Source organism: Treponema sp. Marseille-Q4523, from assembly GCF_016901105.1.
Taxonomy (GTDB): domain Bacteria; phylum Spirochaetota; class Spirochaetia; order Treponematales; family Treponemataceae; genus Treponema_D.
The window spans coordinates 51,285-70,680 of record NZ_JAFEVM010000008.1; the positions used below are offsets into that span (position 1 = coordinate 51,285).

Genomic DNA, 19,396 nt, shown 5'->3' on the forward strand with positions numbered 1-19,396 from the left:
CCCCTACTCTCCGACCGTCCGCTGTGATTCGTACACTTCTCTATAGATCGCATTCGATTTTAACAATGCTTCGTGCGTGCCGAAACCGCTTATTTTCCCTTCGTCGAGTACGAAGATGATGTCGGCGTCCCGCACCGATGAAATGCGCTGCGCGATGATGATCTTCGTCGTCTCGGGATGCGAAGTTTTTAAAGCGGAACGTATACGCGCTTCGGTCGCCGTATCGACTGCGCTCGTGCTGTCGTCGAAAATCAATATTTTCGGATTTTTCAACAATGCGCGCGCAATACACAGCCGTTGCTTTTGCCCGCCGGAAATATTGACGCCGCCCTGCTCGAGAACCGTATCGTAACCTAACGGAAAAGATTCGATAAAACCTGCGGCATCGGCCGCTTTGCACGCCGCAACGATCGCTTCATCGCTCGCCTCTTTATCGCCCCACTTGAGATTTTCTTTTATCGTACCGCTGAACAATACGTTTTTTTGCAGCACCGTCGAAGCGCCGTCGCGGAGAGAAGTCAAATCGTAACGTCGCACATCTTCCCCTCCGACCCTTACCGCACCGGCACTTACATCGTACAAGCGGGGAATAAGCGAAACGAGCGTCGTCTTCGAAGAGCCGGTACCGCCGATGATGCCTGCGACTTGACCGCTTGCAATGTGCAGGCTGACGTTTTCAAGGGCAAAGCTGCCTGCGCTCTCGGAATAACGGAACGATACGTTTTCAAAATCGATCGAACCGTCTTTAATAATTTTCAGTCCGGCATCGGGAGATGCGACTGAGCTTTTTTTATCGAGCACTTCGTTTATGCGCACGATCGACGCACGGGAAAGCACGAGCGAAACGAAAATCATGCCCAGCATTAAAAGCGACATGAGTATCTGCGTGATGTACGAAAGAAAGCTTACGAGCTCTCCCGTTTTCATATCGCCTGCAATTATCATATTGCCGCCGAACCACAGAGAAGCGATAATCGTACTGTACACGGTCATCTGCATGACGGGCCAAATCCACAAAACAACTTTTTCCGCCGAAACCTGCGCACGTCTTACGGCGTCCGCCGAAAAAGCGAATTTTTCGCATTCGAATTTTCCGCGCACAAAAGCTTTTACGACTCGGATCGCGATGAGATTTTCCTGAATGATCGTATTGAGCGCATCGTATTTTGCAAGCATTTTTCCGAATCGAGGATACGCTTTCGAAGAAACGAGGGCGATGGCGATTATTAAAATCGGAATCGAGACGAGAAAAATCGAAGCGAGGCGGCGATTTATAACGTATGCCATAACCGTACCCGATATGAGCATAAAGGGAGCGCGCACGCTCGGGCGGATGAGCATCTGATACACGTTTTGCGCATTCGTCACGTCGACGGTAAGACGTGTAACGAGTGAAGCCGTTCCGAACTCATCGATATCGGCAAAGGAAAAATCCTGTACGTTTGCAAAAAGCTTTCGCCTGAGGTTGTGGGAAAATCCCTGAGAGGCGGAAGCCGCAAAAAAGGCTCCGGCCGTACCGCACAAAAGCGAAACGATCGCACAGCCTATCATAATGCCGCCGGTACGCACGACATAAGCGATATCGCCCTGTGCGATGCCTACGTCGATGATGCGCGACATGATGTACGGGATCACCGTCTCCATGACGACCTCTCCGATCATCGTGAACGGAGACAAACACGTATATGCGATATATTTTTTTTCAAGTCCTCCGGTCAGATTCTTCAGCGTCGGCATGGCCGAAAGTATAGCACGGCAAAAAATATTTTACCACAAGAGCGGATTGTGCTATACTCGCCGTATGGACAGGCAAAAACTGCACGACAGCATCGCGCTCCACACCGAAATGACATTCGCCCGATCGAGCGGAGCCGGCGGACAAAACGTAAACAAAGTCAACACGAAAGTACACGCATCCGTAGCGCTCGAAAAAATCGAAGGCTTGTCGGAAGCGGAACGGGAACTTGTCATGCAGCGCCTGGCAAAAAGCATACACGCGGGCGTCATCTCCGTCGACGTGCAGGACGAACGCTTTCAGGAGCGGAACAGAAAAATCGCGCTCTCGCGCATCGAAGCGAAAATTGCGGCAGCGGCGCGGATCGAAAAAAAGCGGCGAGCGACATGCCCAACAAAGGCTTCGCGAGAACGCCGCTTGAAGATAAAAAAACTGCGCGCGGATATTAAAAAGAACAGGGGAAAAATATGGGATTAAAAGACATTATGAAAATGATCACATTTCCCCGTGCTCGTCATTCGAACCGCGCGTCCGAAGCGTTCCGTCTTCTTTAATAATCTTTTATAAAAATGCTTCCAAAAATTCGTTGAGAAATAAAAGCCCTTCTTTTGTAAGCGCATAAAAATGCGAACCGTTTTTTTCGTAACGCAAAGCCAAGCCCCTCCCCTCCCACGCTTTAAAGAGTGCTTCCGCCTTTTCGGGAAAGACGCCGAATCGCGCTTCGTAGGTTTCACGGCAGATGCCGCGCGTCATCCGAAGTCCCATCATAAAAAATTCGAAGGCTTCCGTTTTTTTATCGATATATTCGGCAGAAAAAGGAAGCTCGTCGAAGCCGCGCTCCGTACACACTTGTACCGTACGTTTTTTTTCCCTCTGTTCCGCACGCACCTGTACCGTGCGGAAATCGTCCGAAAAAAAGGCAGGTGCGCGTAAATCGTCCGCATCGATTTTTTTGCTTTTCCAAAATTGCACGTACGATCCGATATCGCGCGTGTTTGTAAGCCGTACCGACATATCATTTCCGTAAAACGTTCCCGTCGCACCGGCTCCTATTCCCGCATAGCTTTCAAGATTCCAATACGCGAGATTGTGCAGGCACTCGCTGCCTTTTTTGCAAAAATTCGACACTTCGTATTGTTCGTATCCCGCGCCGCACAAAAAATCGCGCCCCGAAATCCACAGCGCATCGGACGCATCGATGTCGCACCGGATCTTCCCGCTTTCGATTTCCGCGTAAAGCGGCGTACCCTCTTCGACGGTGAGCGAATAAAGCGAAATATGATCGGGTGCATACGAGAGGAGCGTCTGTAAACCCGAAGAAAACGATGCATCGCTTTCTTCGGGAAGACGGGCAATCATATCGACCGACAGCGAGTGCGGCCGGTTTTTGTCAAAAAGCGAAAGCGCCCGATACACATCGTCCGCGCGGCTCCGCCTCCGCACGCGGCAAAGAGATGAGTCGCTGAACGATTGGATGCCGCACGAAATGCGCGTCACACCCGAAGCGGATGCCGCATCGAGGAAGCTTTCCGTTACGTCGGAAGGATTCACTTCCATCGTCACTTCAAGCGGCACCTTGCGGGATATTTTTAACAATCCCGAAAAGAGAAAATCGATTTGCTTTTCGGAAAGCAGGCTCGGCGTTCCGCCTCCGACATAGATCGTCTTCCACGAATCGATATCGCAGAGCGAAGCCGTAAATGCCGCTTCGTTCAAAACAGCGGCAATATATTCGTCGTCGATTTTCTTTGCACACGGTACGCTGAAAAAATCGCAGTAGGAACACTTCGAAACGCAAAAGGGAATATGCACGTACAGCGGAAAGGATGCGCTCATGAATTTAGAAAAGGCGGAATTTTGCAAACGGAAAATACACGGCGATCCCTTTCGCTTTTATGTCCTCAAGGCGCACCGCACCCCACAAACGGGAATCGAGGGCGCTCGTGCGGTTGTCGCCGAGCACAAAGTATTCGCCGCTTCCGAGCGTGCGCGCTTCAAAGCTGCCGCTAACGCCGATCGCGCTGTCCCAATCGGAGGGCACGGAAACGATGTGTACATTATAGGGCTTTTCGGAGCGTTCGAATTCGGTGAGAAAATGACTGTCCCCCGCAGGCCGAACAAAGACAACGTAACTCTTCATATAAATGGTATCGCCGGGCAAAGCGACGATCCGGCGGATTTCAGGCTGCTCCCTTGCCGTATCGTTTGCAAAAAGCGAATACTGCTGTGCGGTAAAAAATCTTGCCACCGCGTCGACGGCCGTTGCAAAAGCGGACAAAGGAGAAGCTGCACGGGATTTCAGCATAACGACGTCGCCCCGCAAAAGATTGTTCACGATCGGTGTAAATATAGCACACGAATCGGAAGGGATATCGGGCTGCATCGAAACCGAGCGGGAACGGACGGTAAAAACGGCAAAAGTGCGCACGAGGGAAATGCCCGCAAAGATTATCAGTAAAAAAAGAATCACCGAAACGATCGTGCGTCGGCGCTGCTTTTTTACTTCGAAAGAATAGTCGTACAGCTTTTGCTTCATGCGTGTAACATAACATAAACGCCGCGAGTTTACAATATACAGGCTATTTCATATAATGGAAAAGGTATGGCTGACGGAAAAAAGATCATTGCGGAAAACAGAAAAGCCCGCTTCAATTATTTTATCGAAGACTCGATCGAATGCGGAATCGAACTGCACGGTTCCGAAGTCAAATCGATAAAAGCGGGCAATCTCTCGTTTCCCGACGGCTTTGCGGAAATCAAAGGAGGCGAAGTGTGGGTGCAAAATCTGCACATCACCGAATACGCATATTCGTCGGCGTTTACCCCTTCTCCCGATCGGCCGAAGCGGCTTTTGCTGCACAAAGAAGAGATAAAGCGCCTCGCGCGGAAAACCGAAGAAAAAGGATACACGCTCGTTCCCCTCGAATTTTATTTGAAAGGCGGCCGCGTCAAAGTAAAGCTCGGCGTCTGCAAAGGGAAAAAACAGTACGATAAACGCGATACGATCCGCGCTCGGGACATGGACAGGGAAGCCGCGCGAGAGTTCCGCAGGGAGATAAACGGCTGATGAGGAGTGCCTTACGCCGTGCTGCGGCGGTGTTTATCGTATCGCTCGCCGCATTCGCAGCTCAAAGCCAATCTTCCCGCTCCGTTGATTTTTTCGGCGTCATATCGTCCGATACTGATGCCAATATGATCCAAATGACGGAAACCCTCTACCTCACGCAACTCGGTGAAGTGCCGGGTATTTCGGTTATCGACAGAAGGCAAAGCGGTTTTGTCGAAGCGTACAAAGCGCAAGGCACCCCCGACTTTTCAAAAGCCGCCTCCCCTCTTGCGTTTTATGCGCTCATCGGCAAAAAAGATTCGTCCGGCGGAAAGTGGGACTGTACGATCTGCATCGCCGACATACATGCGAACGATATTAATTCGTATACCCAAACCTACGATTCGTATTATAAAATCCTCATGGAATCGAAAACCTCTCTGCAGTCGATATTCGAAAATCTTTTGAATAACCGAAGCCCGAAAGAAACCGACAGAACGAACGACACAAACATACCCGATAATCGGAGTCCTGCTCTCTCGACCGATTCGATCGCGGGAACGTGGAGCGGTGAAGATTCTATCGATAAAATCGTCATCCTCCGGGGCGGGCGCGGATTCATCATCTATAAAAACGGCGCGACGATGAATATTTCCGTTTCGGTTGCAGGAAAAGAAGTTACCGTAACACAGGCGGGAAAATCGAACGCATCGTTTTTTCCCGAACTGCCGCGCGAAGCCGCCCTCCTCGCAGCGACGGACGCGCCTCCCCTCACGTGGAAACTTACCGTACAAAACGCTTCGACACTGTCGGGCATAAAAACGACGCTCGTAGAAACGAAGGGCGGCATCGTCTCGGGCGACGTGCGCGTCGAGTGGAAACGAAAGTGAACGATAAGTCGGCGATCTGCTTTATCGCTGATATTGCAGGCGGCGACTTTAATCAAATATACGCTTTTCAGCGCCGCTCTTTTTCAGTCCGCGCAGCGCACAGGATATCTTCCCATTCTTTTTCTTTAAATCCGACGAGGACTTTATTACCGGCGATAACGAGCGGCCGTTTGACAAGCATACCGTCCGACGATAAAAGGCGATACATTTCCTCTTCGGTCATGCCGGGAAGCTTTTCTTTAAGATGCAAAGATTTATACAGCAAACCGCTCGTATTAAAAAATTTTTTAAGCGGCAGACCGCTTTGTCCGTGCCATTTTTTCAACTCGACTGCAGACGGATTATCTTCTTTGATATGCCGCCCGATATAATCGATGTGATGATCGTCGAGCCATTTTTTCGCTTTGAGGCACGTAGTGCATTTGGGATAATAAATAAAAATCATTGATGGTTCCTTAGCTACCTGTTTCCTTTCGCCCGATTATGCGTCTTGCAGAGCATTTGGCAATTTGCGCTGTCGGTTGCGCCGCCCTTGCTCCACGCGGAAACATGGTCGGCATCCATTTCGTCCAATTTCCAAATTTTTGTTTTATTGCCGGAGTTTTCCAAAGCACAGAGCGGACAGTTCGAAACGCCCCTTTTTTCAGCAGCGGCAGTCTGTTTTGCATATACCGACTTTTTTGTCGGTTCGTCAAAAATTCGCACATCGAGCAGTTTTTTATCGACTTCACCGCTCAACAGATATTCGCAAATACCTTTTTTATTTTTTACATAAAAGTCGGCGTATAATTCGTGTAAGCGTTGAGAAATTTTCTGAGGATCATATGATTTTTTCACATACGTTTCGTAAAGCCGTCCCCATTCAAGTCCGCACATTTCTTTTTCTACATCGATAAAAATGCCGTCTATCCAACCGATCACGGAGTTAAAATATGTTTCCATCTCCGTAATATTTTTATCATGGCGATGACGCGCCATATAATCGGAAATCTTGCCCTTGCTCACCCAGTCAAGCGCAGTGTGCAAAAAGTCCTGCCGGTTTACGGAACCGGAAATATATGCGCTCCATTTTTGAATACGCGCATTTTGGCTGTTGCTGAATACTTCTTTTGCTTTGGTCACAAACGAACCGGAATAAATGGCATTTAAAAGTTCCTGTTCGTTTAACGGAATGCCGGCAATATTGATCGTTCTGAACCATTCTTTTATTTCCGTTTCGCTTCCTTCGCATTCGTAAATGAGCAGCTTTGTTTTAAGAATTGTATTTTGCAGATCGACGGCCAAACCGCTGAAGTATTGCTCCATTCCATGTACGTCTTTGAGCGCAAACTTATTGCGAAGAAAACGTCCGATACTGGTGATCCGCTGCTGTCCGTCCAAGACTTCAAACTTTCCATCGGAAGTTTTATTAAAATAAATCAAGCCGAGCGGATAACCTTTTATTACGGACTCGATAACGGCAACATCTTTTTTCCCGTCCGCATAAATATAGTTGCGCTGGTATTCCGGCTGAATGGTAAGTTTTCCTGCAAGCCCGAACAGTCCCTTCCCTTCGTATTCGTTGTAAACGAAACCTTCGCAAATATCTTTTATCGTTATATCCGTTCTCAATGTTGTTTTCACAGCGCACCTCCACGATCCTTAAATTGAGATAAAACGGCGGACTGCCTCAACGAGTTTTTCGAGGTACCCATTACTACTATGATATAAAAGCAACAAAAATGCAATGTTGTTTTTTAATTTTGATATGTTCGCTGTTTGTGTCGGATAAGAAGTCTTTGATAGACTTTCTCTAAGTGCCCGTCAGCTTCGACAATGACACCGCTTGCATTTAAGTCGTATGTTCCTTTTTTAGCAAATTTTCGGAAATATGCGTCTTTACATTCTTCAGTTGAATACACTTTTGTTTTCAACTTATATAAATCTTCATTCTCACACATACCCACGATCTCAAATTGCTCCGGACAATACTTATCCAAAAAACTGATCGGTACGCCCATTATACCGTTACATCTTGTGTTTGATGAAAATGCGCTTATAGAGTCCTTGTCCGTTGATGACCGGAGCATCGTATCTTTCATGCGGTTTTTTGAATTCGTCCAAATATCCATCTCCGCCTCTGTCTGTTGTCCACAAGATTTCGAACTGTTCCGGGCAGTATTTGTCGAGGAAGCTGATGGGGACTCCCATAACGCCGTTACATCTTCCGCCTGATGATGATGCGGAAGTACGGGGTAATTCTCTCTCTCTCTCTCTCTCTCTCTCTCTCTCTCTCTCTCTCTCTCTCTCTCTCTCTCTCTCTCTGCAACGGATGTGCCAACATCTGTCGTATATGTCAAATCCTTACCGTCGTCTCCTTTACGGAATTTTACAATTTCAAACTGTTCGGGACAATATTTATCGAGATATGAAATAGGTACGCCCATATCTTCGAAATAGTCGCTCGGGATCGCATCGGTAAAAGGGACTTCGATCGCATCGTAATTATCGTATTTTTTATAACCGATCCCTCTAACTTCTTTGTGCTTGCTGAATTTAATATTGTCGGCCATCGTCATGAGACTGAGCGGCTGGTGGCGGCGACCGTGATCGAGATTGGTGAACCAACACACATTACGAAATTTTACCAATCCTGTTTGCTCATCATATACACCGTTCGCATAATTTTTAGGATAAGCTGCCATTATCTTAAAATATGCATTACCATGATTAAAGCCATTGCCAAGCCAAATTTTATTATTTTTTATTAATGGAAAAACTTCCTTATAGGTAATCGCATTCATATTGGCGATAATCAAAAAACTTTTATCGGCTTCAACGATCCATGCCAAAAATTCGCGAAACAGAGAAAAGGGCGGATTGGTGATGATAATATCCGCTTCCTCCCGCAGCTGTTTTACTTCATCGCTTCTGAAGTCGCCGTCTCCTTTCATATACGACCATTGTAAATCGTCTATGTCGATTTTGCCGTCTTTATTTTCATCGGCGGTAAGGGTAAAAATTTTCCCCTTCACTTTGGTTTTACTCGCATCGAACAAAGGATTTTCCGTTTCAAATAATGTCGGCTGCCAATCGCCCGGTATTTTTTTGCTTTCAACGGCATAACTCGTGCTGATGAGTTTTTTCAATCCGAACGCAGCAAAATTCTGCGCGAAGAATTTGGTAAAATTGCTCCATTCGGGATCGTCGCACGGAAGAAGGATCGTTTTGTTTTTAAATACATCGGGATCATACTCGATATATGCGTTCACCTCTTTTTGAATGTCGGCATATTGCGTATAGAATTCGTCGTTTTTTGCAATCTTCGCATTGTGTAAATTTTCGTTTGCCATAATCGATTTCGCCTTCCGTAAATCACACCCGTACGGCGCCTTGACGCAGTACGCGGAGGGTGCCCGAACTTATATCGACGATGGTCGATGGAAGAGCGCCTTCCGTATCGCCCGATGAAATTATTAAATCGACATCGCTTTCGAAGGTTTCGACAATGTCTGCAATTTTTTCGAGCGCGGGTTTTCCGCTTTTGTTGACGCTCGTAGAATAGACGGGACCGCTTTCTGCGATGATCGCCCGCAGCCACGCGTCTCCGGGACAACGGTACGCCGCAGTCCCCCCCGCTCTGTCGTTGACGATGATCGTGAGCGCGCCCGGCCACTTTGCAAGGAGAGAGGCGGGCACGACGTCCTTTGCATGAAGGCTGATTTCATCGGGATGCGCGATGAGGCGTATAAACGGCTTTCCCTCGTCTCTGCCCTTGATCGCCCGTATTTTCTCTTCGGTTCGGAATGTTTTTTCGCCGCTTTCGACGATAGCGGAAAAACCGTATACGGTGTCCGTCGGCAAAATAACGATTTTTCCGCGCTTTAAAAAATCGATACAGAGCGAAGACGCCTTTTCGTCTGTTTTTTGTACCGTCACGGCGTACCGCCGCTAAAGGATGCATAATGTATACTTGCCTTCGATCCCGCACTCTGCATCCCGACGCGTCCCGCTTCGTTTTCGGCGCGCACTTCGGTCAGCGTTTGTGATTTTTTTCTTCGCGCCATAACATCTCCGCTTTCTCCGACAAGCGACAAGAGCACGAATGTAAGCGCAAAAAACGCGATGCCGCAGGCTTTGCACGTCCGCTCGCTCACAAAGGTTATCGGTACTCTCCGAATGACGGTTCCCGTATCGTAGAGCGCCGCTTCGTACGGCCGCAATCCGGTGATTTTTACGAGCTTTTCGCCTTCGCTCACGTAATCGAGCTTGCGCGCATAGGCTGCGATAACGTCTTTATCCTTTTCGAGGGCTGTGCGTTCGAGAGAAAGTTCGTCATGTATCTTTTGAATGAGAGCCGTCTGCCTGCTTATCACACGTTTTTGTTTCTGCAGCTGATCGTATGCTATGATACCGTCCCTCCCCGCAAAAAACGAAAGAAGCACGTATACGAGAGTACCGGCAAAGAAAGCCGAAAGCGTTTTTATCCGCATCATATTGTTTTTATCGGTGTAATTACCTATTTTCTGAAACGGAAATATGTGATATACTATTCCGATAATAACGGCGGAATTATCAAAGCGGTGCACTATTTTTTTGCAGCTTTTATGCCGATACTATAACGGATAAACTATGTATCTCTGAATACAGAGGGGAATGCTATGGCAACTACCGATAACAAAAACGAACTCGACAGTTACGGCGTCTGGGTAAAGCGGGCTCCCGAATCGGAATCTCAAAAACCCGCAAGCGATGATGATTTTGATTTCGACGTCGATCTGCCCGATTTTTCCGATATAGACTCAACTGCAATCGATAAAGTGCAAAACAATACGCCTGCGCTCGAAGACGTCGCCATCGAAGATTTTCTCGACAACGGTTTTTCCGAACCTCCCGTTCCGGACGATACGCTGGAAACGCCCGCTCCGCCCGAAGAAGCCATGCCCGATTTTTTCGGCACGGAAGATACGAAAATCGATCCCGAGCCGTTTCCCGTTCCTGCCGCAAACGAAGAAAATGCCGTCCTCCCCGAACTTCCCGAATCGCTCGATACGACTTTTGCCGCAGACAATACGGCATCGTCTCCCGAAGCGGCAGTCACCGAAGACGTCGACTTGTCGGATTTCGGGGTCGATTTCAGCGCCGATGAAGCGCCGTCGGATGCAGCTTCGACAAGAAGTGCGGCACCCTCAAGAGCGCAAGCGCCGCGCGTCGATTACGATCTCACTGTTTCCGCCGATGACGGAGCCGTTCCCTCCGCACAGACAAACGCCGTCCCCGACAGCTTCGACGAAGAAGCGAAATCGCTCATGGACAACGTGTCTTCCCCGCATACCGAAAGCAACGATCTTTTGCGGCAAATCGTCGAAGATCTTTCGGGATTGAAAAACGAAATCTCGACGCTGAAAACGGAATTGGCCGAATTGAAATCGCGCGGAGGAACCCAATCAGCGGAAACGCAGGTCGGCGGATTTTTCAGCGATTTGGATGAAGACGAAACGATTTCGCTTTCGGGCGACGAGCTCGACAATATCATGAGCAGCGCCGATTTTTTGAACAATGAAAGCAAAGTCGACGCACTCACAGAAGATATAAAAACCCCTGCGGAAAGCGCTGAAGCGGTCGATCTCCCCGTCGTCCCCGACAGCCCCGCTGCGGAAAAACCTGCGGAAGAATTTTCGGCGGACAATTTTTTTATTCCGGAATCCGATGCGATCCCCGAACTTCCGGCGGAACTCGACAGCGCTTCCGAAGAAGAAGCATCGCTTGAAGAGATTCCCGAAGAAGCCGAACTTGAAGAACTTCCCGGTGAAGATGTCGAGATTCCCGAAGAGACGGCGATCCCGAAAGTCGACGATATCTTAGCCGGAACCGTACCGAGCGAGCCTGTCGCGGATGTGCAAAATCAGCCTGCAAAAACGGAATTGCCCGAAGTTCCTGCTGACGACTTTTTCCAAGCCGATACGACGACGGTCGATACGACAACGACGGATGATTTTTTCAAAACCGATTCCGATGCGACAGCGACGGACGATTTTTTCAAAGAGGATGCCGTTTCGTCGGAAGACACTCCTGCAGAGGTCGCCTTTACGGACGCCGAAGAACCCTCGGCAAAAGCGGCTCCTTCTTCCGGATCGGCAGCTTCAAGTCTGCCTGCAAATTTGACCGAAGAAATCAAATCTGTCCTCCTGTACATGGATCAGCTGCTCGAAGATTTGCCTGAAGAAAAGATCGTCGAATTCGCGCGTTCCGAACAATTCGCGACGTATAAAAAGCTGTTTACGGATTTGGGATTGGCATAATATGGGCTTGCTCAGCCTCGTTTCGGGCGGACAGGTAAAAAAAACTTCCGGTCTTTTAGCCGCAGCCGCTCCGCGTGCACAAAAAACATCGTACGCTTCGTTTTCGGATCTGTGCGGAGCTTTCGACATCGGACACGGTGCCGTCTTTCAAATGACCGACGGCAGTTTTGCGATGAGCTCGTGTACGGGGTTCGATGCGGCAAGCGCCGCTCTTTCCGTTTCCTCTTCCGATTTTTGGGACGGTACGATCGGCAAAGATGAGTCCGTAAAAAGTTTTTCAAAGTCGGCGGGCAGCCTCACCGCGTTTTACCAGCTTTTTTCCCCGCGCATACGGGAGCGGCTTTCATGTCTTCATTTTTTCCGCCTCTCATCCGATGCGATTTTTATGAAAGCGGATTTTACCGGAGAAACCTCAGTTCCTCCCGCCGAAGCGATAAAAATCCCCCTCGAAAAATTTATTAAAAACGGAAACGCAGGCGATGACCGAAGTAACAACGAATCGCTTGTTTCCGTCGATGCATCGCTTTTGCAGGAAAAAAACGCAACGCTCTTTTTGCTTTCGACAAAAATCGCCATAAACAGGATACTCATTTCATATGCGCCGAAAAGCGAACCCATCAAAGACCGGCTTTTCAGCGCGATCTACACGGATGCGGCCGACACACTCGAACGCTCCTTTGGCGCTCCGAATGTCTGCCGCAGAGGTAAAAACGGCGAACTGCATATAGTCCTCTTTTGCCATACGGATTTCGACGAAGCCGTTTTACAATTTCACGTAAGCCGAGCGCTCACTCCCCTGCTCGACGCGGCGGCGGAATCGCTTATGCTCATCAAAGCGGGCACGGCGCACACAACCGAAGACATCGAACGATTTACCGCCGAAGGTTGATGCCTTGGGCATACGCTTTTTTACCGCAAAAAGCGGTCTTTCGTCCTGCGCCGCAAACGGCACGAATCTCCATTCATCATACGATCCCGAACGAGAAGCCGAACGCTTCGTCGATGCTATGTCGCCTCCTTTCAATCCGCAGTACGTCCTCGTCACCGAACCCGCCCTATCGTATTGCGCGCAGTTTTTCAGAAAGCGCTTTCCGGCTGCCGTCCTCGTCGCCGTACGCTATGTGCCGGATTTTTCCGAAGCGGATAAACAGTGGGATATCGTCTTCGATGCGACACAAAGTGCGCTCGGGCTTTCGGATACGCTCTTCGACAGACTCGGCGAAGAAGGTTTGTGCTCCGCTCTTTTCGCTTCGTGGCAGCCGTCCGCACGTGCATTTCCCGAAAAAGATGCTGCCGTTTGGCGGGAAATAAAACATGCGGTCGATAAGGGACGCGACGTCCTCTTTACGCGAAGCTGTTTTGCCTCCCGCTGGATAGCGAATGCGTTTTTTATCTGCAGGCATATAGAACGCGCGCGGCGCATCGTCAAAGGCTCATCTCCCGTCGTCGTCGCAGCCTCAGGGCCGAGCCTCAAAAGCGCACTCCCCTATCTCGCGCAGTTTCGACCGTCGTACTTTCTCATCGCCGCATCATCGGCTCTTTCGGTTTTAACTGCATACGGAATCATCCCCGATGTCTGCATCGCGACCGACGGCGGCTTTTACGCAAAAGCGCACTTGTCGCCGCTGTCGCGTTTTCCGCACATACCGCTTGCGCTCGCCCAAGAAGCTTCGTGCAGCGGAGATATTTTATCGGCCTGCGACATCATCCCGCTGTCATACGGCGACGGATTTGCCGCAAGCCTTTTTGCAGCGTGCGGCATCCCTTCAATGAAAATCGAACGAAACGGCACGGTCAGCGGCAGCGCGCTCGACTTTGCGCGAAGCATAACGGACGGGAGCGTTTTTTTGTGCGGACTCGATATGGCGCCCGCTTCCGGCTTGCAGCACGCTCAGCCGAATGTACTCGAAGAAGAAGAAGCCGCGTCCTACATGAAAACATATCCGAACGAAACGAAAAACAGCGCTTCCCGCTTTACCTCCGGTGCGCTTGAACTCTACCGGAAATGGTTTCGATCGCTTCCGAAAGCGCGGGTAAAAAACGTATACCGCTTCGCGCACGATTACCGTTTTTCAAATACGCTCGGCGCGATCGCCGATGTCGATGCCGCTTTTTTTGAACGATCGCTTTCGCAGCAACGAATCTTGCCGCGCATCGCAGATGAAGCGCTTCCGAAAAAAGATGCCGTACAAAAAGCCGCACGCGACTTTTTAAAGCTGCACGCAGGAAGCGACGCATGGCTTCACGAAATTTTTCCCGCGGAATACGTTTCGCGACAGAGAGAACCGGATGCGGAAAAGAAAGAAAGCAAAGCGGAAACGCTTGCAAAAAAAAGCGATGCGCTGTCGAAAAAGATAGCGAGGATAATAGGATGAAGGTGCTTTTTTCATCGATCGTCGCCGCGAAAAACGGAAGCCCCGTCCCTCTTTTTTACAACGGCAAAAGCATGCACTCGCGCTACGATCCGGAAAAAGAAGCGGAACAGGCGGCTTCGCGGGTAAAGAAATCGAAGTTTTTTATCGTCGCGGGAGCGGGCGGCGGCTACTTTATCCACGCACTCAAAAAACGCTTTCCCGGCTCTATCATCCTCGTTGCGGAAAACTCGCAGGACGACATCGATTTTTTGAAGCGTATCCCCGTCTTTAGCGATCTGCTTTCGGACAAGCGCATCCGCATCTTTCCCCTTGAAAAAATCTTCGACACGATGCTCGGCTTTTACGTACCCGTGTTTTACGGTGCGCTTTCGATCATCGAAACGCCTTCGTGGGCGAACGAAAACAAAGACGGCATTGAAGTCTTTCGAGCCGAAACGACAAGCGCGGCGAGAGCGATTGCAGCCGATTATTCCGCCCAAACGCACTTCGGAAAAATCTGGCAGCGCAATATCATCGCAAACCTCGCTCAAATCGGCACGCAATCTGCAGGAACGGGAAACGCACCGACTGATGCGCAATCCCGCACGGAAGACGATGAATACACCGAAGCAGGCGATGCGCAAAACGATGCGTCTTTCACCGCCCCTCGCGGCAAAACGGCGCTCATCGCGGCGGCAGGACCTTCGCTCGACAAAGCGATTTCATATATCGAAAAGAAGCGAAATGATTTTTATATCGTTGCAACCGATACCGCATACCGAAGTTTTTCAAAGCGCGGCATAGGATGCGACGCCGTCGTGTCGATCGACGGTCAAATCCTGTCGGCGGAACATTTTTTCTCCGAAACGGAACGGTATCGAACGCTCTTCATATTCGACTTGTGCGCTCATCCGAGCGCAGTGCGTTTTATTAAAAAATCCGGCGGCAGAATCGCCTTCGTTCAAACAGGTCATCCGCTTGCCGAGTACGCATCGCGGTTTTCGGAACGCAAAAGAGGTACACCCTTTCCGCACGTCGCGACGGGAGCGGGAACGGTGACGGTCGCCGCGCTCGACTTTGCGCTCAAAGCGGGCTTTTCCGACATCACCGTCTGCGGAGCGGATTTTTCGTATTCGGAAAAACCGTACATGAAAGGCACCTACCTCGACTCGCTCTACAACGCCGAAAGCGGACGTACCCGTTCGGCGGAAACGGCATTCGACGCGCTTATGTTCCGCACCGAACTTTTTCAAAACGCAGGTTCCCGCACGACGGAGATGCTCGGCGCATACCGCAAAACATTCGAATCGCACCTCGCAAAATACTGTACGCATATCGACCGTGACGGCGTTTTCTACCGCGCACGCGCAAAAGAAACACCCTCTCCGCTGCGCTTTTGCACTTCATTCGATATGGCGTCGTTCGCCGCATTTTTCAAAACCGATTTTTCGCATTCCGTACAGGAACTTTCATATCCCGATTTTGATCCCGCAATCGCATCCTTGTTTCCCGCCGTCGCTTCTCTTCGGAAATCAAAAAACGAAAACGCCTGCAAAGATTTTCCCGAACTCTTGAAACTTGCATACGTAGAGATTCTGAGATATACTCGATAATATGAAACGTAAAAGCATTACCGTCTATTCGATCGTCATATCCGCCGTCTTTGCGGCGGCAATCATATTCCTGTGCTACAAACTCGGCTGCGAATACGCAACCGGAAGAGAGCGCACCGGTCGTACATTCGACAGCCTCGCCGCAGCAGCCCGAAGCGCGCTTTCACGCTACGGAGATTCGTCTCCCGACTTCCGAGACGCTTTCGTAAAAGCGTGCGGCACGTACGACGACTACGCTTTTATCACTTTAAAAAATACGTCGGGCATTCTCTTCGTCTATCCGCAAAACGGCGATATTTCGTCGGTGCACACATCTCGGTTTTGCGAAATGCATTCGAGCAGTTTTCAAGCGGGAGACGACACCTACATTCTTTCGGCATCGATGTATCTCATCCGTCCCGTTTCCGTCTTTTACTATGCACGCTTTTCGTTTATCGTCATACTTGCCGTTACCGTATTTACGCTCGTCTTATTGCTGTATCTGCATTTTGCAAATCCCGTAAACGCAGCGTCGGACGATATCGATCTTATCCCCGAAGCGGCATACGATGATGCCCCCCTCGCGCCGGCGGAAAGCGGCCTCTACCCCTTCGATGACGATCTTCCGATCGACGACGGATTTCCGACGGACGATACGATCGCAGCGGACAACAAAAACAAGTACGGCGCTTTATCCGTACCGGATGCCGCATTGCCCGATACGGACGATGTATTTGAGGAAGAAGAAATTATGCGGCGGGATGCAGCCGCGCACTTAAAAATGTCCGGCGGCACAGTCGGGGACGATGCGGAAAAAATATCCTACGGCCGATTCGAAAACGATGCAAAGCCAAACGGCGAAACGGCATACACTCCGCCTGAAACGCCGTTTTTGGAAGAAGCGGACGAAGCGCAAAACGATTCGGAAGACCGCTTTTCGCCCCTCACCGGATTCGGCAGGGCGCACGGTCTCGAAGCGAGACTCGACGGTGAATTGATACGGGCGGCATCTTCGGAACGGGATCTGTCACTGTTTATGATACGGATCCCGAACCTCTCGTTCGCTTCAAACGCGTCAAAGCGAATATGTGCATACCTTTTCGAACGCTTTCAATCGAACGATCTGCTTTTCGAATATATGACCGACGGATTTTCGATAATCAAACTCGATACGACCGTCGACGGCGCACTCGAAATGGCCGCAGGGGTTCGAGAAGATATCGTCAAAATAATAAAAGGCGAAAACATGGAAACGAAATGCGGGATCGGCATCTCGTCCCGCTCCGTGCGTATGCTGCCGGGAAAGCGCCTCATACAGGAAGCGAGCGAAGCGCTCGAGAATGCATTGCACGACGAAGCCTCTCCTATCGTTGCATTCCGTGCAAACGCCGACAAGTACCGCAAGTTTATCGAAGGTTTAAATTGAACGTCTGACATAGCGCCGTTCAATTTAATTTCGAGTTTTCTTCCGAAAACTCGCAGATGTGCGTGTGCGCTTCCGCGCACTAATTCAACAGTCTCCAAAATTGATATTTTGTTCGACTGTTGAATTTTAAAGAAGGTTTAAATTGAACGTCTGACATAGCGCCGTTCAATTTAATTTCGAGTTTCGGACGAAGCCGAAACATCGCTTATTAACTGTGCGCTCTCGCGCACGAATTATACAGCTCTTAAATCTGAAGATTTACTCGCTGTATAATTTTAAGGAAGGTTTAAATTGAACGTCTGAAATGGCGCCGTGCAATCTTAAGGAAGGCAAAGCTGAGCGCGATTTCATTCCCCTGCAACAGCACCTTCGTTCGAAACCTCATCTTTTGCCGCAGCCTTTGCATCCGCATCCTCGCCGCCTTTCGATGCTTTTTCTTCGTCCGCCTTTTTCAAATCGGACAAACGCTTTTCGTAATCGGCAAGGGATGCGCTTTCGGGAAACCCTTGTTTTAAGAGCGCGATAGATTCTTCCGCGCCGGCCGTATCTTTTTGAGAGAGCAAAACGGCGATGAAGTTTACGAGCACCGTTTCGTTTTGCGGATTTTCATCGACGAGCGTTTTATACGCCGCCTTTGCGCCTGCGAGATCGCCCGACATCGCTTGTATGTACGCGAGCGACATCCGCACGCTCACATTTTGAGCGTCGCGCTCGAGCAGCCGTTTGTAGATTTTTTCGGCTTCCGGCCAATTTTTCGACAGCGCGTACATCCTGCCCAATTTGTATATCGCAGTCCAATAGAGGCTTTCGTCCTGCATTGCACGTTTATAGTAAGGAGCGGCTTTATCGTATTTTTCAAGTTCGGCGTATGCATCGGCGATCGCCATGTATTCGGCGGCAAGGGATGAACGAGTGACGGCACCTTCTCCGGGGATCGGAAAATGCGCACCCGTTTTGCACGAAACGATCAACAATGCCGCTGCAACGACGGCCGCTTTCCGCATCATCAACCCAACACTGTCTGTTCGATTTTGTACAGCTGCGAGCGGTACAAACCTGCGATATTGCTTCCGTAATCGGCGATGAGCTGCATGATATTGCGCGGCGAATCTTTTGCGTCCGTGCCGTTCAAGCGGTCACCCGCATCCCCCAAGCCGGGCATGATGTATGCGGACGTGTTGAGCGCGGGATCGAGCCACAACGTATAGCACGTGCAGTTTTCAAGGGCGCGCGTAACGCGGATACTGCCTTTGAGTGCGGAGATCGTGTTAAAGAATTGAATCGATTTCGGACGGACGCCCTGCCCCTGCAGATATTTTACGACGGTAACGAGAGAGCCGCCTGTCGCATTCATCGGGTCGGCGAAAATCAAATCCTTTCCGTCGAGCTCTTCGAGATTGAAAAACGATTTTTTCAAATTCAAAACGTATTCCATATCCGCTTCCGATTTTTGATCGTTGCGGCTGATCTTAAAAAGCGCAAAGGGCGTCACGTAATCGTGCGACGAATACTCTTCGATCTCTTTCGATATGATCATGCTCGGAAGCAGCGCACCGCGGAGCATGACGCACATCACGGCGTTTTCGATCTTCGAGTCGATATCGGGTATTTTGTGGACGGCGTAATTTTGCACCGGATAGGTTACGGGCGTTTTGACGATCATATAATTTTTTTTCGACGAATGCGCATCGGTGTACGCCATACGAAACAGCATTTCATACGCGCGTTGGCTGTAATAGATAAATTCCTGATGGCTCGTATTTATATCGCGCAGTTTGGAGATGACGCGGGACGCTTCGGCGTGCGCGCCCTCTTCGGTGACAAAGGAATAGACGCGTATGTGCGGGTGCCCCGCACAGATCTCCTGCATTTTGTGTCCCATCGCGTTGAACGCATCGATGATCTTTTGTTTGTTTACAGGATCGAACGACTTCATCGTTTCTTTGTACATTTTATCGAGCTCATCCAAATCGATTTGATCCTGCCGCGTCAAGTACCCGTCGAGGTCTTCCGCTTTCAAGATAACTTCATCGCCTGCCATAGTTCCTCCGCGATCGCCTAAAATTTCAAAG

General features: G+C 49.8%; 18 protein-coding genes. 8 read left to right on the forward strand and 10 right to left on the reverse strand.

From position 1 onward, the window contains the following. Positions 1-3 precede the first annotated feature (3 nt). Positions 4-1,737: an ABC transporter ATP-binding protein gene (locus JSQ97_RS04035; RefSeq protein WP_205074866.1), complete on the reverse strand. Its 1,734-nt coding sequence runs from the start codon at positions 1,735-1,737 to the stop codon at positions 4-6. Positions 1,738-1,801: 64 nt separating this feature from the next. Between JSQ97_RS04035 and arfB the strand changes: the two genes are divergently transcribed. Continuing rightward, the gene (arfB, locus tag JSQ97_RS04040; protein ID WP_205074867.1) at positions 1,802-2,212 is read left to right on the forward strand and encodes an alternative ribosome rescue aminoacyl-tRNA hydrolase ArfB; all 411 of its coding nucleotides are present in this window, start codon (positions 1,802-1,804) and stop codon (positions 2,210-2,212) included. 84 nt (positions 2,213-2,296) lie between these two features. On the opposite strand, the gene hemW is transcribed toward arfB, so the two are convergent. Continuing rightward, on the reverse strand, positions 2,297-3,571 hold the full coding sequence (gene hemW, locus JSQ97_RS04045; protein WP_205074868.1) for a radical SAM family heme chaperone HemW: 1,275 nt from the start codon (positions 3,569-3,571) through the stop codon (positions 2,297-2,299). Between the two features lie 4 nt (positions 3,572-3,575). Then, on the reverse strand, positions 3,576-4,271 hold the full coding sequence (gene lepB / locus JSQ97_RS04050; protein ID WP_205074869.1) for a signal peptidase I: 696 nt from the start codon (positions 4,269-4,271) through the stop codon (positions 3,576-3,578). Between the two features lie 66 nt (positions 4,272-4,337). Here lepB and smpB point away from each other — a divergent pair, with 66 nt between their 5' ends. Together smpB and JSQ97_RS04060 are read left to right on the forward strand one after the other, a co-directional pair. Then, positions 4,338-4,802, forward strand: a complete 465-nt coding sequence (gene smpB / locus JSQ97_RS04055) for an SsrA-binding protein SmpB (RefSeq protein WP_205074870.1) — start codon at positions 4,338-4,340, stop codon at positions 4,800-4,802. Next, positions 4,802-5,671 (forward strand): TP0183 family DNA metabolism protein, encoded by an 870-nt coding sequence (locus JSQ97_RS04060; protein WP_205074871.1) that lies wholly within the window; start codon positions 4,802-4,804, stop codon positions 5,669-5,671. The genes smpB and JSQ97_RS04060 overlap by 1 nt, the downstream gene beginning before the upstream one ends. 67 nt (positions 5,672-5,738) lie before the next feature. Here JSQ97_RS04060 and JSQ97_RS04065 read toward each other — a convergent pair whose 3' ends face one another. The 5 genes from JSQ97_RS04065 to JSQ97_RS04085 form a co-directional block, all read right to left on the reverse strand. Beyond that, positions 5,739-6,116 (reverse strand): arsenate reductase family protein, encoded by a 378-nt coding sequence (locus JSQ97_RS04065; RefSeq protein WP_205074872.1) that lies wholly within the window; start codon positions 6,114-6,116, stop codon positions 5,739-5,741. Positions 6,117-6,130: 14 nt separating this feature from the next. After that, a complete protein-coding gene (locus JSQ97_RS04070; RefSeq protein ID WP_205074873.1) occupies positions 6,131-7,294 on the reverse strand; it encodes an HNH endonuclease family protein in 1,164 nt (387 codons plus the stop codon). Positions 7,295-7,407: 113 nt separating this feature from the next. Further along, a complete protein-coding gene (locus JSQ97_RS04075; protein WP_205074874.1) occupies positions 7,408-9,003 on the reverse strand; it encodes an adenine-specific methyltransferase EcoRI family protein in 1,596 nt (531 codons plus the stop codon). A gap of 22 nt (positions 9,004-9,025) precedes the next feature. After that, entirely contained in the window at positions 9,026-9,589 is a 564-nt protein-coding gene (locus tag JSQ97_RS04080; protein WP_205074875.1) for an L-threonylcarbamoyladenylate synthase, read from the reverse strand. Next, positions 9,586-10,146: an FtsB family cell division protein gene (locus tag JSQ97_RS04085; protein ID WP_205074876.1), complete on the reverse strand. Its 561-nt coding sequence runs from the start codon at positions 10,144-10,146 to the stop codon at positions 9,586-9,588. Before JSQ97_RS04085 ends, JSQ97_RS04080 begins: the two co-directional genes overlap by 4 nt. A gap of 165 nt (positions 10,147-10,311) precedes the next feature. Between JSQ97_RS04085 and JSQ97_RS04090 the strand changes: the two genes are divergently transcribed. The 5 genes from JSQ97_RS04090 to JSQ97_RS04110 are packed head-to-tail and all read left to right on the forward strand — an operon-like array spanning position 10,312 to position 17,324. Then, positions 10,312-11,952 carry a hypothetical protein gene (locus tag JSQ97_RS04090; RefSeq protein ID WP_205074877.1) on the forward strand — a complete coding sequence of 547 codons (1,641 nt, stop codon included), beginning with the start codon at positions 10,312-10,314 and terminating at the stop codon, positions 11,950-11,952. 1 nt (position 11,953) lies between these two features. Further along, positions 11,954-12,841: a hypothetical protein gene (locus JSQ97_RS04095; protein ID WP_205074878.1), complete on the forward strand. Its 888-nt coding sequence runs from the start codon at positions 11,954-11,956 to the stop codon at positions 12,839-12,841. Between the two features lie 4 nt (positions 12,842-12,845). Further along, entirely contained in the window at positions 12,846-14,327 is a 1,482-nt protein-coding gene (locus JSQ97_RS04100; protein ID WP_205074879.1) for a 6-hydroxymethylpterin diphosphokinase MptE-like protein, read from the forward strand. Beyond that, positions 14,324-15,919, forward strand: coding sequence for a motility associated factor glycosyltransferase family protein (locus JSQ97_RS04105; protein ID WP_205074880.1), 1,596 nt, complete (start codon positions 14,324-14,326; stop codon positions 15,917-15,919). Before JSQ97_RS04100 ends, JSQ97_RS04105 begins: the two co-directional genes overlap by 4 nt. Position 15,920: 1 nt before the next feature. After that, positions 15,921-17,324, forward strand: a complete 1,404-nt coding sequence (locus tag JSQ97_RS04110; RefSeq protein ID WP_205074881.1) for a nucleotidyl cyclase domain-containing protein — start codon at positions 15,921-15,923, stop codon at positions 17,322-17,324. A gap of 347 nt (positions 17,325-17,671) precedes the next feature. On the opposite strand, the gene JSQ97_RS04115 is transcribed toward JSQ97_RS04110, so the two are convergent. Together JSQ97_RS04115 and JSQ97_RS04120 are read right to left on the reverse strand one after the other, a co-directional pair. Continuing rightward, on the reverse strand, positions 17,672-18,331 hold the full coding sequence (locus JSQ97_RS04115) for a tetratricopeptide repeat protein (protein ID WP_205074882.1): 660 nt from the start codon (positions 18,329-18,331) through the stop codon (positions 17,672-17,674). Further along, entirely contained in the window at positions 18,331-19,365 is a 1,035-nt protein-coding gene (locus JSQ97_RS04120; protein WP_038081520.1) for a uracil phosphoribosyltransferase, read from the reverse strand. The genes JSQ97_RS04115 and JSQ97_RS04120 overlap by 1 nt, the downstream gene beginning before the upstream one ends. Positions 19,366-19,396: the final 31 nt, after the last annotated feature.